11 protein-coding genes are annotated in these 13,066 nt (G+C 67.9%); 8 read left to right on the forward strand and 3 right to left on the reverse strand.

Annotated elements, in window-relative coordinates; translation table 11 throughout:
* A partial coding sequence (locus CF70_RS38330; RefSeq protein ID WP_235185224.1) for a YihY/virulence factor BrkB family protein occupies nucleotides 1-481 on the forward strand: 481 nt, incomplete at its 5' end.
* Between the two features lie 46 nt (nucleotides 482-527).
* Here CF70_RS38330 and CF70_RS26540 read toward each other — a convergent pair.
* Both CF70_RS26540 and CF70_RS26545 read right to left on the reverse strand, forming a co-directional pair.
* Nucleotides 528-1,283 carry a sulfite exporter TauE/SafE family protein gene (locus CF70_RS26540; RefSeq protein ID WP_035871965.1) on the reverse strand — a complete coding sequence of 252 codons (756 nt, stop codon included), beginning with the start codon at nucleotides 1,281-1,283 and terminating at the stop codon, nucleotides 528-530.
* Between the two features lie 101 nt (nucleotides 1,284-1,384).
* Nucleotides 1,385-2,368: a LysR family transcriptional regulator gene (locus CF70_RS26545; protein ID WP_035871968.1), complete on the reverse strand. Its 984-nt coding sequence runs from the start codon at nucleotides 2,366-2,368 to the stop codon at nucleotides 1,385-1,387.
* 140 nt (nucleotides 2,369-2,508) lie between these two features.
* Between CF70_RS26545 and CF70_RS26550 the strand changes: the two genes are divergently transcribed.
* The 4 genes from CF70_RS26550 (at nucleotide 2,509) to CF70_RS26565 (ending at nucleotide 7,800) form a co-directional block, all read left to right on the forward strand.
* Nucleotides 2,509-3,858, forward strand: a complete 1,350-nt coding sequence (locus CF70_RS26550) for a D-serine ammonia-lyase (protein WP_035871971.1) — start codon at nucleotides 2,509-2,511, stop codon at nucleotides 3,856-3,858.
* 81 nt (nucleotides 3,859-3,939) lie between these two features.
* Nucleotides 3,940-4,920, forward strand: coding sequence for a Bug family tripartite tricarboxylate transporter substrate binding protein (locus CF70_RS26555; RefSeq protein ID WP_035871974.1), 981 nt, complete (start codon nucleotides 3,940-3,942; stop codon nucleotides 4,918-4,920).
* 120 nt (nucleotides 4,921-5,040) lie between these two features.
* Nucleotides 5,041-6,216, forward strand: coding sequence for a DSD1 family PLP-dependent enzyme (locus tag CF70_RS26560; RefSeq protein ID WP_035871977.1), 1,176 nt, complete (start codon nucleotides 5,041-5,043; stop codon nucleotides 6,214-6,216).
* Nucleotides 6,217-6,273: 57 nt separating this feature from the next.
* The gene (locus tag CF70_RS26565; RefSeq protein WP_035871980.1) at nucleotides 6,274-7,800 is read left to right on the forward strand and encodes an amidase; all 1,527 of its coding nucleotides are present in this window, start codon (nucleotides 6,274-6,276) and stop codon (nucleotides 7,798-7,800) included.
* Between the two features lie 39 nt (nucleotides 7,801-7,839).
* Here CF70_RS26565 and CF70_RS26570 read toward each other — a convergent pair whose 3' ends face one another.
* Nucleotides 7,840-10,530, reverse strand: a complete 2,691-nt coding sequence (locus CF70_RS26570; protein ID WP_035871996.1) for a LuxR C-terminal-related transcriptional regulator — start codon at nucleotides 10,528-10,530, stop codon at nucleotides 7,840-7,842.
* A 435-nt stretch (nucleotides 10,531-10,965) separates the two neighbouring features.
* Between CF70_RS26570 and CF70_RS26575 the strand changes: the two genes are divergently transcribed.
* From CF70_RS26575 to CF70_RS26585, 3 genes are all read left to right on the forward strand, one after another.
* The gene (locus tag CF70_RS26575) at nucleotides 10,966-11,946 is read left to right on the forward strand and encodes a quinone oxidoreductase family protein (protein ID WP_035871981.1); all 981 of its coding nucleotides are present in this window, start codon (nucleotides 10,966-10,968) and stop codon (nucleotides 11,944-11,946) included.
* Between the two features lie 9 nt (nucleotides 11,947-11,955).
* Nucleotides 11,956-12,804, forward strand: a complete 849-nt coding sequence (locus tag CF70_RS26580; protein WP_035871983.1) for a TauD/TfdA dioxygenase family protein — start codon at nucleotides 11,956-11,958, stop codon at nucleotides 12,802-12,804.
* 69 nt (nucleotides 12,805-12,873) lie between these two features.
* On the forward strand, nucleotides 12,874-13,066 hold a 193-nt coding region (locus tag CF70_RS26585), incomplete at its 3' end, for a 3-keto-5-aminohexanoate cleavage protein (protein ID WP_035871985.1).

Here is a 13,066-nt window from a genome sequence, read left to right on the forward strand (position 1 = left end):
GGCGGTGCTGCCGTATTGCTACATCGTCGTGCTGAGCGCGGGCTTGCTGCTGGTGACCGTGGTGTCGGGCAGCCTGCAGGCCATCGGCGAGCGCCATGTGGAATTGCTGGGCCACGACTGGTCGCTGGACCGGCTCTCTCGCGCCCTGCTCTACCTGTTCGGGCTGGCGGGCGAAATCCTGTTGCTGATGTCCATCTACCTGGTGATGCCGGTGGGGCGCCTGTCGCTGCGGCATGCCCTGATCGGCGCGGTCACCGCCGCGCTGTTATGGGAAGTCTCGCGTCGCGTGCTGGTGTGGTACTTCGCCACGCTGTCGCAGGTCAGCGTGGTGTACGGCTCGCTGACCACCGCCATCGTGGTCCTGCTCAGCCTGGAGATTGCCGCCACCCTGCTGCTGCTCGGGGCACAGGTGATCGCGGAGTTCGAGCGCAGCGGCGCCGAGGCGACGCCGCAAGCCGAAGTTGAGAGCTTTCATACCTGAACCGCGGCGCGCCCTGGCGCAAAGCCGCGCCAGGGCATTGAGGGCATTAGTGCAACGGCTGCAGCAACGCCGGCAGCGAAGCGGCCAGCAAGGCCACCCCGGAGGCCGTCAGCAGGCTCAGCACGATCCTGCGGAAAGCGATTTCACTGATACCGATGTACAGGCGCGCGCCCAGGATGCTGGGCACCAGCATGGCCGGCCCCACCACCAGGAACATGGGCAGCATGTCGCGCGTGACGATGCCGGTGCCGACATAGGTGGCCATGGTCACGGCCAGCGTGGCCAGGTTGAAGTTCTGGATGATCGCGCGCTGCTCGTCCTTGGCAAGTCCGCGCAAGGTGCACCACAGGGTCGGGATGACGCCGGTGAATCCGCCGATGCCACCCATGATGCCGCCGGCCGCGCCGATCACGCCGTCGGCCACGCGTCCGCCGAAGCGGATTCTCGGCAGTTGCCCGGACATCAGCATCAGCGGGCACCAGATCGCCAGCAAGCCGCCCAGGCAGGTCTTGAATACAGCCGGATTGAGCGCCGGCAGGATGGCCACGCCGATGGGAATACCCAGGACGCCGCCGGCCACGAAGGGCAGCAGTTGCCGCGGCGAGAAGCTGCGCCGCACGGTCACGGCCGCCACCACCTGCCCGGTCAGGGAGCCGAACACGGCCATGGCCGCCGCCAGGCGCGGCTCCACCGTCCAGACCCAGAAGGACATCGCCACCATGCCGAAGGCAAAGCCGGACAAGCCCTGCACGAAGCCGGCCACAATGGCGCCCAGCGCCAGGATCAGGACAGGAAAATCCATCGGGTACTCGAATGCCCGCAACGAATGCCCGCAAGCCGCGCGAAGGCTGCGGGAAAGCTGGAAGCGAAAGCCGGAAACTATGCCGTGGAATGGCTGGTTTGTCATCTCCCGGTGGCTTTCACGCCGCGTGCACGTATATCGAGCACCTTGGCGCGGGCGGCATCGAAACGCGCGCCCTCGGCCGCCAGCCAGTCCTCCACCATGGCGATATGCGGCGTCTGCCCATGCGCCGACACAAAAAAATAGGACGCCTGCGAGCGCGCATGGATGCCGAACAGGTCGACCAGGCGGCCAGCCTCGATATCTTCGAGCACCAGCGCCGAACGGCCCATCGCGACGCCCTGGCCGGCCAGCGCCGCGCCCACGGCGAGCTGGGACAGGTTGAAGCGCTGGCCGGCCTCCAGCCCGGCCGCCTCCAGTTCCACCCCCGCCACCCGCAGCCAGTGGCGCCATTCCTCGAAGGCTTGCGCGCCATCCCAGGGACTCGCGTCGTGCAGCAGCCAGGCGCCCTTCAGGTCCTGCGGACCGCGCAGGTCCGGATGCGCCGCCAGGAAGCCGGGGCTGGCTACCGGCAGCAGCCATTCGTCCAGGAACAGCCGGGCCTTGAGGTCGTCATAGCCGCCCAGGTCGAAGCGCACCGCGGCGTCGATCCCTTCGCGCACCATCCGGGTGCGGTCGAGCGCGTGGAACTCGCCGTAGACACGCAAGCCCACCTCGGGATGATCGCGAAAGAAATCGCCCAGGCGGGGGGTCAGCCAGCGCATGGCGAACGACGGCGCGCAACTCAACGCGATCGGGCCGGCCTCGCGCGGCTTGCGCAACTGGGTGAGCGTGCCTTCGATGGCCTGGAAGGATTCCCGCAGCACAAAACGCAGCCGCTCGCCCTCCGGTGTCAGCACCAGCGCCCGCGGTGTGCGCAGGAACAGGGGCCGGTCCAGCCATTGCTCAAGCTGCTTGACCTGCTGGCTGACCGCGCCCTGCGTGACGCACAGCTCCGTGGCCGCGTGGGTGAAGTTGCAGTGCCGCGCCGACGCCTCGAAACAGCGCAGCCAGCTCAGCAGCGAAGACGATAGCAAGGTGCTCATAAGCGACCTGCGTTGCGCATTTCTGTCTGTGAATAGTCATTAGTCAAACTAATGTCTCGCTAAATATAAATGGATTGCGGCACAGCCCGGCCGGGCCAACAATGAAGTCATCCCGAACGCGTAGCAACGAATCCCTACCGATGAACCAGCCTCTTGCCACAAACCCGACACCTGCGCTTCACGCCAGCCTGAGCGCGGGCGTGCCCTTGCTGTGGTGCAATCCGGCGCGCGCCGATGCGCCGCCGGCGGCCCAGGCCGCTGGCGAGCGAAGCATTAGTCTAGCTGATGTCGAGGCGGCACAGGCGCGCTTTGCGCGCTTCGCACCGCTGCTGCCGGCGCTGTTTCCGGAACTGGCGGAGACGGCCGGCGCCATCGAATCGCCCCTGCTGGCCGTGCCGGCGATGCAGGAAAGCCTGGGGCTGCCGCCGGGCCACGGGCGCCTTTGGGTGAAAGCCGATCACAGCTTGCCGGTGGCAGGCTCCATCAAGGCCCGTGGCGGCATTCACGAAGTCCTGGAGTTTGCCGAAAACCTGGCCCTGCGGCACGGCCTGATCGGCCCCGGCCGCTGCGCGCCGGAGGACTACCTGGCGCTCGCGGGGCCCGACGCGCGGGCCTTGTTCGCGCGTTACCAGGTGGCGGTCGGCTCCACCGGCAACCTCGGCCTGAGCATTGGCGTGATGGCCTCGGCCCTGGGGTTTCGCGCGGCCGTGCATATGTCGTCGGACGCCAAGGCGTGGAAGAAGGCGCGGCTGCGCAACCGTGGCGTGGAAGTGGTGGAGCACGCCGGCGACTATGAGGAAGCCGTCGCCGCCGGGCGCCGCCAGGCGCAGCAGGATCCGTTCACCTACTTTGTGGACGACGAGCGCTCGTTGTCGCTGCTGCTCGGCTATAGCGCGGCTGCGCTGCACCTGCGCGGACAACTGGAAGCGCACGGGATCCGCGCCGATGCCGACCATCCGCTGTTCGTCTATCTGCCCTGTGGCGTAGGCGGGGCGCCGGCCGGCATCACCTTCGGCATGCGGCAACTGCTTGGCCCGCATGTGCACTGCTTCTTTGCCGAGCCCACGCAGTCGCCCTGCTTCCTGGTGCAGATGATGGCGGACGGCGGCAATCCATCCGTCTATGACTTCGGCCTGAGCAACCGCACCGAGGCCGATGGCCTGGCCGTGCCGCGCGCCTCCGAGCTGGCGGCGGCGGTGATGCGCCCGCTGCTGTCAGGCGTCTTCACCGTGGCGGACGACACCTTGTTCGCGCACCTTGAGCTTGCCTGGCGCACGCAAGGGCTGCGCATCGAACCCTCGGCCGCGGCCGGCTTCAGCGGCCCGCGCATGCTGTGCGAAAGCGCCGCCGGGCGCGCCTACCTGGCCCGGCACCAGCTGGAGACCGCGATGCCGCAAGCCACGCACCTGGTGTGGACCACGGGCGGCCTGTTCGTACCCCCGGCGGAATACCAGGGGTTCCTGGACAAGGCGGCCGCGCTCGCAGCCTGATCCATGATCGTCGATCAACGATTAACCATTGCACGCCAGCCGCCCCCGAGCCGCCGGCCTCTGCCACGCAGGAGAGTCAGAATGAAAACCGTTCAAACCTTCAAGCTTGCGGGCCTGGCCGCCTGTTGCCTGGCGGTGCCTGCCGGCGGCGCGCTAGCCCAGGCCTATCCCACGCACCCGATCCAGATGGTGATCCCCTTCCCGCCTGGCGGCGCCACAGACGTGATCGGCCGCCTGCTGGCCAAGAAGCTCGGCGACCGCCTGGGCCAGACGGTGGTAATCGACAACCGGCCCGGCGCGGGCACCATCGTCGGCGCCGGCCTGGTGGCCAAGGCCGCGCCGGATGGCTACACGCTGCTGGTCAGTTCGGGCACCACCTTCACGGTCAATCCGGCCATCCATCCCAAGCTGCCTTACGATCCGCTCAAAAGCTTCGAACCGATCGGGCTGACCGGGCGCACCGGCCTGATCCTGCTGGCCAACCGCGATGTGCCGGTCAACAACCTCAAGCAGCTCGCGGCAGCGGTCAAGGCGGCGCCCGGCAAATACTCCTACGGCTCCTTCGGCACCGGCACCACCGCGCAGTTCGCCGGCGAAATGCTGCTCAACGATCTCGGCATCAAGATGCTGCATGTGCCATACCGCGGCAGCTCGCCCGCCATGACCGACCTGATCGGCGGCCAGATCCCGTTCTCGGTGGACACGGTCTCGGCCGCCGTGCCGCAGATCCGCGCCGGCAAGGTCAAGGCCATCGCCGTGACCACCGCCAAGCGCTCGTCCTTGCTGCCCGACGTGCCCACGGTGGCGGAAAGCGGCTATCCGGCTACCGATATGGATACCTGGCTGGCCGTGGTCGCGCCGCGCGGCTTGCCGCCCGAGGTCAGGGCCAGGCTGGAAAAGGCGCTGGCCGAGACCATGGCCGATCCGGATACGCGCAAGAAGCTGCTCGACAATGGCTTCGAGCCGTCCTACGGCACCGCGGCCGACGTGACGGCGCTGATCACCAGGGAGCTGCCGCGCATGCGCGCCATCGCGCAGCGTGCCAACATCCAGGCTGACTGAACGCAGGCGCCGGGAAGCGGGCTCGGTTTGACAGTGCCCGCCCCTGCCCACATCATCGCAAGCACAGCCGCCCCGGAGGCGGCGTCACGCCATCCAGAACGACCCGAGACAAGCCAGCCAATGACGCTCCCCGATTCCGACGCAACGATCTTGCTCCTTGCACCGCCCGCCGCCGGGCAGCCCGCGGCCACCATCGACACGCCCGCCCTGGTGCTTGACCTCGACGCCTTCGAGCGCAACCTGGCGCAAATGCAGCAGGCCGCCGACAAGGCGGGCGTGCAACTGCGCCCGCATGCCAAGGCGCACAAATGCCCGGATATTGCGCTGGCGCAGATCGCGCGCGGCGCGGCCGGCATCTGCTGCCAGAAGGTCAGCGAGGCGCTGCCGTTCGTGCAGGCCGGCGTCAGGGACATCCACATCAGCAATGAGATCGCGGGGCAAGCCAAGGCCGCGCTGCTGGCGCGCATGGCGCTGGACGCCCGCATCAGCGTTTGTGTCGACGATGCACGGCAGGTCGCGACGCTGGCCACCGCCGCCGCGCAAGCCGGCAGCCACATCGGCGTGTTCGTGGAGATCGACGTGGGCCAGGGCCGCTGCGGCGTGGCCGACGCGCCGGCCGCGCTGCGCCTGGTCGAAGCGATCCGTGCGCACGCGCAGCTCGAATTCCGCGGCTTGCAGGCGTATCACGGCGGCATCCAGCATGTGCGCGATTACGCGGCGCGCCGGCAGGCGGCGGCAGATGCAGCGGCGCGTACCGCCGCCATCGTCGCCGCGCTGGCCGAGGCCGGCGTGGCTTGCGCGACCGTGACCGGCGGCGGCAGCGGAAGCGTGGAGTTCGACCTGGCCAGTGGCGTCTATACGGAGATCCAGCCCGGCTCTTATATCTTCATGGACGCCGATTATGGCCGCAACGATTACAGCGGCACGCTGCGCTTCGAGCACAGCCTGTTTATTGCCACAGCGGTGATGAGCGTGGCGGCGGCGACGCGCCCCGCGCCCCGCGTGGTGCTGGACGCCGGCCTTAAGTCAATGGCGGTGGACTCCGGCTTGCCTCTGGTGTGGGATGGCGATGGCCCCAGCCGGACCGTGGCTTATGTGGCGGCCAACGACGAGCACGGCATCCTCGAACCGCTTCCCGGTGGTAACGGCGCCGATCTGCCCGGCCTCGGCGCCCAGGTACTGCTGGTACCCGGGCACTGCGACCCCACCCTCAACCTGTACGACGAAATCGTCGGCGTGCGCAAAGGCCTCGTGTCACTTGTTTGGCCGGTGGCGGCGCGCGGCCTGAGCCGTTAGCGTGGCCAACGCATCGAAACGCCCTGCCTGCAACAACCCACGCAAGAGAAAGCCATCATGATCCAGAACGACAACCTGCTCGCCCAATCCGCCGTGGCGCTGCGCCGCATGATCGGCAGCAAGGAGATCTCACCGGTTGAGCTGCTGGAGGCGTGCATCGCCCGCATCGAGGCGGTCAATCCCTTCGTCAACGCCATCACCGCAACCTGCTATGAGCGCGCGCGCGCGGAAGCCCGGGCTGCCGAGCGCGCCGTGCTCGACGGCGCCCCGCTGGGCCTGCTGCACGGCCTGCCGCTGGGCGTGAAGGACCTGGAGGCCACCGCCGGCCTGCTCACCACCTATGGCTCGCCGCTGTACCGCGACAACGTGCCCGGCGCCGACAACGTGCTGGTGGCACGCCTGCGCGCGGCCGGCGCCATCGTCACCGGCAAGACCAATATTCCTGAGATGGGCGCGGGCGCCAACTCGCGCAACGCCGTTTGGGGCGCCACCGGCAACCCGTTCAACCCCAACCTCAACGCGGGCGGCTCCTCGGGCGGCTCGGCCGCGGCGCTGGCATGCGACATGCTGCCGGTCTGCACGGGCTCGGATCCCGGCGGTTCGCTGCGCATTCCCGCCGCAAAATGCGGCGTGGTGGGCTTCCGCCCGTCGCCAGGCGTGGTGCCCAGCTCGCGCAAGCTGCTGGGCTGGACGCCGATCTCCGTGGTGGGCCCGATGGGCCGCACCGTGGCCGATGCCTGCCTGCAACTGGCGGCCTCCGCCGGCGTCTCGGCCAGCGACCCGCTCACCTACGCGCTCGACCCGATGTCCTTCCTGGTGCCGGCCAATATCGACCTGGGCTCGTTGCGGGTGGGCTGGACCGAGGACTTCGGCGTCTGCGCGGTGGATAACCAGATCCGCCAGGTGTTCCGCGACAAGATCGCAGCGATGCGGCACCTGTTCCGCAGCTGCGACGAAGTCCGTTTCGAGCTGGGCGAGGCGCACCGCTGCTTCGACGTGCTGCGCGCCGAAAGTTTCGTGGCCGGCATGCACGAGGCCTACCAGCGCGACCCGCAAAGCCTGGGCCCGAACACGCGCGCCAACTATGAAATGGGCGCAGCCATGTCGCTGGGCGACAGCGCCTGGGCGCAGGCGGAGCAGACCCGCATCCTGGGCCGCTTCCAGGCCGCGTTTGAAGACTACGACGTGATCCTGTCGCCGACCACGCCGGTCTCGCCGTTCCCGTGGACCAGCCTCTATGCCGAGACAATCAACGGTGAGAAGCAGGAGAACTATTACCGCTGGCTGGCGCCGACCTATGTGGTCACGCTGACCACCCACCCAGCCATCAGCCTGCCGTGCGGCGCCGACCATGCCGGCATGCCTTTCGGCCTGCAGGTGGTGGGACGCTTCCGTGCCGATCACCACACGCTGGGCGTGGCGCATGCGATGGAGCAGGCCTTTGCCGGCTCGGAAGCGCTGCGCCGTCCCCTGCCGCGGCTGGACCAGTTGCGCGAGGCGGTGCCTGGCCTGAAATCCATCGTGACCGCGCCGCCGGTGCTGGACGGCCCGGGCGGGCGGGCGTCTTCGGTGTCGGCCGTGTAGCACCCGGCGGCCGGTAGCTGTCGGACCCGGCCGTCGGGATTAATTCTCGTGCAGCAGGCCAAGGAGTTGAGCCCTGCGCACGATCTGCTTGCGCGTGCCCGCATCCAGCTTGGCGGAGAGGTTCTTCAAGTGCCATTTGACGGTCTCCTGGCCGATACCCATGGCAAGCGCGATTTCCTTGTTGGCGAGATGCCGGGCCAGCAGTTCCAGCACACTGCGCTCCTTCGGCGTCAGTACCATGCTGGGGGCCGCGCGTGGCCCGCCTCCGCCTGTCCCGGCGGGCGGGCGCGCCGTTGGCGCGGGGTCCAGGCGCCGCATGGCTGCGCTTTCGGAGCCCGCATCGCGCGCCCAGTCCGCCAGCGCGGGGTGGACGTCGCGCAGGCCGCGCTTGATCCCGTACGCCTGCAACAGGTTCATGGCTTCACGTAACAACGCAAGCCCCTTCTCGCCGCAGCGGTCCAGTGCCAGGGCACGCAGCGCCATCATTTCGATGCGCACGCCCCCTTGCTTCATCGCATCCGCTCCCGCCTCGGCCCGCGCCAGCCACTGCTGCGCCGCGCGCCAGTCCTGCTCCGCAAAGCTGGCGTAGGCATGCGCCATGTCCTGGAGCAACACCAGCCTGTGCTGCCTGAGCGGAAACTCAGGGGCGGCACTCTGCGCGGCGATCTCGTCGATACGGCGCAACAGGGCCTGGCATGTCTCGGAGCGAAAACGCCCGCAATGCAGCCGCAACTGCTCGGTCAGGCTCGCCACGCACAGCCGCGGCAGATTGCGGGCAGTACCGACGGCGTCCATGGTCTCCAGCAGGTCCAGGGCGCGGTGCTCCAGGCCCGTGGCGGCCGCGATGCGGGCCGCCGTACGGTAAGCGAGCAGCACGGTGTCGGGCGTGCCGCCGCGCTCGAGCACGTCGAGCCGGTTGGCCAGCAACGCCGCCGCTTCGTCCAGCTCGTCCTGCTCATAAGCGGCAGCGGCCAGCAGCACGGCGATCATGCAGGAAAACGGGTGGCGCCGGCCCAGTTCTTCATCGGCGCGGGCCAGCGCCGGCCGCAGCGTGCGATCCGCCAGCATCACCTGCCCCTCGGACAGATACCCTAGCCCGACGATGTAGTCGCGCCACCGGATCACATAGCGATAGGCCAGGCTGGCGTCGCCACGCGGCGCCTGCTGCTGGTAACGGCGGGCCTTGGCATATTCCCCCGCCATCAACGCGCGGGCAGCCAGGCGATTGGCGTGCGCCTGCACCAGCCACGCATCGCTCACGGGTGGCACCTCCCCCCAGCGATCGAACAGGGCGGCCATGCGATCTGGCTCGTCCGCGTAATAGGCGGCGGCGCTCAGGATCAGATCGATCTCGTAGCGCATGGCGTCGTCCGGTGTCGCGTGGTGGAGGATTTTGCGCACTTGTGCCTCGGCCTCCTGATGACGCTCGCTCAGCGCCAGCGCCCATGCCGCGGCAAGACGCAGGCGTGGATGCTTGTCCAGCTCGGACTCGGGCAGCCACTCGAGCCATTCGAGCACGGCTGACAAGTGGCCGCGGGTCGCCGCCTCGTGCAGGCAGCGTTGCGCCAGGCCATAGGCAGTCTCGCGCTGGCCGCTGGCAAAGGCGTGGCGCGCGGCAGCTTCCGTCATGCCATGATCGGCAAGCCAGTGCATGGCGCGATCGTGCAATCCGGCGAGCTCCTGCGCCGGCAGTTCCGTCAGCCGCGCGCGCAGCGCATCGCGTGCCATGGCGTGCATGCGGAACCACTCGCCCTTCTGGTCGGCGACGACGAACAGGGGCGTTTCCCGCATGAGGCGCTCCAGGCGATCCGGTGCGTCCTCCATCGCCGTCACCGCGCGGCAAAGGTCGGCATGCAGCAGATCCGCGATCGAGATGCGCATGAGAAAGCCGGTATCCGCGTCGGTAAGCCGGGCGAGCAACTCGGTCACGAAGTGCTCGCGCATGCCGCCGGTGCTGTTTGCCAGGGCATCGATGGCGGCAACGGGATCGGGGGCGAGGGACATTGCCGAAAGCGCGAGCTGCAAGCCGAGCGGCCAGCCCTCGGTCGCGTCATGCAGCCTCGCGCACGCGTCGGCTTCGACACTGGCGTCGAAGTGGCTGCCGATCAGTGCGATCGTCTCTTCCAGGCGGAAACGCAGCATCCCGGCATCGACCTTCACGCACTGGCCATAAGGGCCAAGGCGCTCGACAACCGTGTCGAACCCGCTGCGCGCCGCCACCACGATGCGCAGGTTGGGCGGCAGGTTGTTGAGCAGGTAGATCAATGCATCGCGGCTGGAGTCAGGCAATCGCTCGGCTTCATCAAGTATCAGGACGATATCGAGCGCAACGTGGGCAATCTCCGCCAGCCACGCGGTGAAGCCTTCCAGCGACCCGCGGGACGATCCTTCCCCTCCCGGCAGGCTCTTGCCGAACGCCGGCCGCCCGCAGCCTGCGCGAATCGCGCTCGTCAGCCCCAGCAACAGGCGCCCGGGATCGTCGTGCTCATCCAGCGACACCCAGGCAACCGCGCTGCCGCGCATGATGTACTCGCGGTGCCACTGGATCAGCAGGGACGTCTTGCCGAAGCCGGCAGGCGCTTGCACGATCGTCACAGGCCGGTCGCGAAAGCGCTCGCCGTCCGAGCCCAGCCGGGAGCGCGCAAGAAGGTGGCGCGGTGCGCGCGGTGGACTGGTCTTGAGCAGCAGTTCCGATGCGGTCGCGCCAGCGCCGCTGGTTGGATTTGTCATCGAGTGAAAGTAGACGCGGCAGTCTTCCCATGTTTGCATGCTGCGCGGCCGCGCGTGCCGTTGCATGTACATCCCGACGCACCGCGTGCCTGCGGCAGAACCGCATGTTTCCAGGCTGGCCGGATGGATTGAGGGGATCGGCAACCCAATGTCGCCGATTATAGACATGCCCGGTGCATTGCCAGCCCGTATCAGGGATTTCCCTGTGTCCCTCCCCCCCGCCACTGGGGGGAGCACCCCCAGGCCGCGCGCCTACTATTCCATCAACACAAGGACGCGCAAGCGGGGAAAGCAATGCCGGCAATCAAGCGTGAAGCCGCGATGGCGCGGACGCGCCCGGACGCAAGTCTCGCACGGCTCCCGGCCGGGCTGGCATGGACCAGCGAAGCGAAGTAAACCGAATCAACGCCAAAACGATCAGAGACAGGAATCAACATGCCACATGCCATTCGAATCCATGAAACCGGCGGCCCGGAAGTGCTGCGCTGGGAAGAGGTCGCCGTGGGCGAACCCGGTCCCGGGCAGGTCCGCTTGCGCCATGAAGCGGTGGGCCTGAATTTCGCCGACACGTACTTTCGCTCGGGCTTGTACCCGATGCCCCTGCCTGCCGGCATGGGCGTCGAGGCCGCCGGCGTGGTCGAGGCTGTCGGCCCCGGCGTGGCCCAGGTCGCGGTCGGCGATCGCGTCACCTATACCGGCTTTCTCAATACGCTGGGCGCGTACAGCACCGAGCGCCTGATCGCGGCAGCAGCACTTATCAAGCTGCCCGCCGGCATCGATTGCGCCACCGCCGCCGCCATGACCATGCGCGGCCTGACCTCCGCGTACCTGATGCGCCGCATCTACGCGTTCAAGCCCGCCGACACCATCCTGCTGCACGCTGCCGCCGGCGGGGTCGGACTGATCGTCTCCCAGTGGGCAAAGCTGCTCGGCCTCACCGTGATCGGCACCGTCTCGAACGAGGCCAAGGCGGCCGTCGCCCGCGCCCACGGCTGCGACCACATCATTGACTACAGCCGCGAGGACGTGGCCGGGCGCGTGCGTGAACTGACCGACGGCGTCGGCGTGAATGTGGTGTTCGACAGCGTCGGCAAGGACACTTTCGACGCTTCGCTGGATTCGCTCAAGCGCCGCGGCCTGATGGTCTGCGTGGGCACGGCTTCCGGCCCGATCCCGCCCTTCAACCCGCAACTGCTGGCGATGAAGGGCTCGCTTTACCTGACCCGCCCCGCCCTGGCCGACTATATCGCCGACCCCGCCGAAAAGAACGAACTGGCCGGCGAACTGTTCGGCCATGTCGCGGCCGGGCGCATCAAAATCGAAATCAACCAGCGCTACGCCCTGCAGGACGCGGCGCAAGCTCACCGGGACCTGGAGTCGCGCAAGACCACCGGCTCCTCGGTCTTCACGATCTAAGAGGGCACCATGCGTATCGAACCACTCACCTGTGCCATCGGCGCCGAACTGGTTGGCGTCAAGCTGGCCGACGCCATTCACGATGCCGGCCTGTTTGCGGAAATCCGTGCCGCGCTGCTCCGGCATCGCGTGCTGTTCCTGCGCGGCCAGGACATGACGCGCGCCGAACACGTTACCTTTGCCCGCCTTTTCGGCGAGCTGGAAGACCACCCGGTAGCCGGCAGCGATCCCGAACATCCGGGCCTGGTGCGGATCTACAAAAACCCGGACCAGCCGAACGACCGCTACGAAAACGCCTGGCACACCGACGCCACCTGGCGCGTGGCGCCGCCTTTCGGCTGCGTGCTGCGCTGCGTGGAGGGCCCGCAGGTCGGCGGCGACACCATGTGGGCAAACATGGTCCTGGCGTACGAGAACCTCCCCGAACACATCAAGAGCCAGATCGCGGACCTGCGTGCCCGCCACAGCATCGAGGCCAGCTTCGGCGCTGCCATGCCCCTCGAGAAGCGCCTGGCATTGAAGGCACAGTATCCCGATGCCGAGCATCCGGTGGTGCGCACGCATCCCGAGACCGGCGAGAAGGTGCTGTTTGTCAACGCCTTCACGACGCACTTCACCAACTACCACACGCCGCAGCGCGTGCGCTTCGGCCAGGACGCCAATCCGGGCGCCGGCCTGCTGCTCAACTACCTGGTCAGCCAGGCCAATATCCCCGAGTACCAGGTGCGCTGGCGCTGGCAGCCAAACAGCGTGGCGATCTGGGACAACCGCTCGACCCAGCACTACGCCGTCATGGACTACCCCCCCTGCCATCGCAAGATGGAGCGCGCCGGGATCATTGGCGACATACCGTTTTAAGCGGCAAGAACAGACAGACCTGACGCAATTGACTCTGTTGACCCTGCCCCAACCCGACAAGGACTAAACATGCAATTCCTCGACGATTCCCTGCACCCCGAAAACCAGGACAAAGTGGTCATCACCGTGGCGCCTTACGGCCCCGAGTGGATGCCGGCGGATTTCCCCGAAGACATTCCGGTGACGATGGCGGAACAGGTGCAAAAGGCCGTTGACTGCTACAACGCCGGTGCCACGGTGCTGCACCTCCACGTGCGCGAAC

Origin of the sequence: Cupriavidus sp. SK-3, from assembly GCF_000611145.1 — a bacterium.
GTDB lineage: Bacteria > Pseudomonadota > Gammaproteobacteria > Burkholderiales > Burkholderiaceae > Cupriavidus.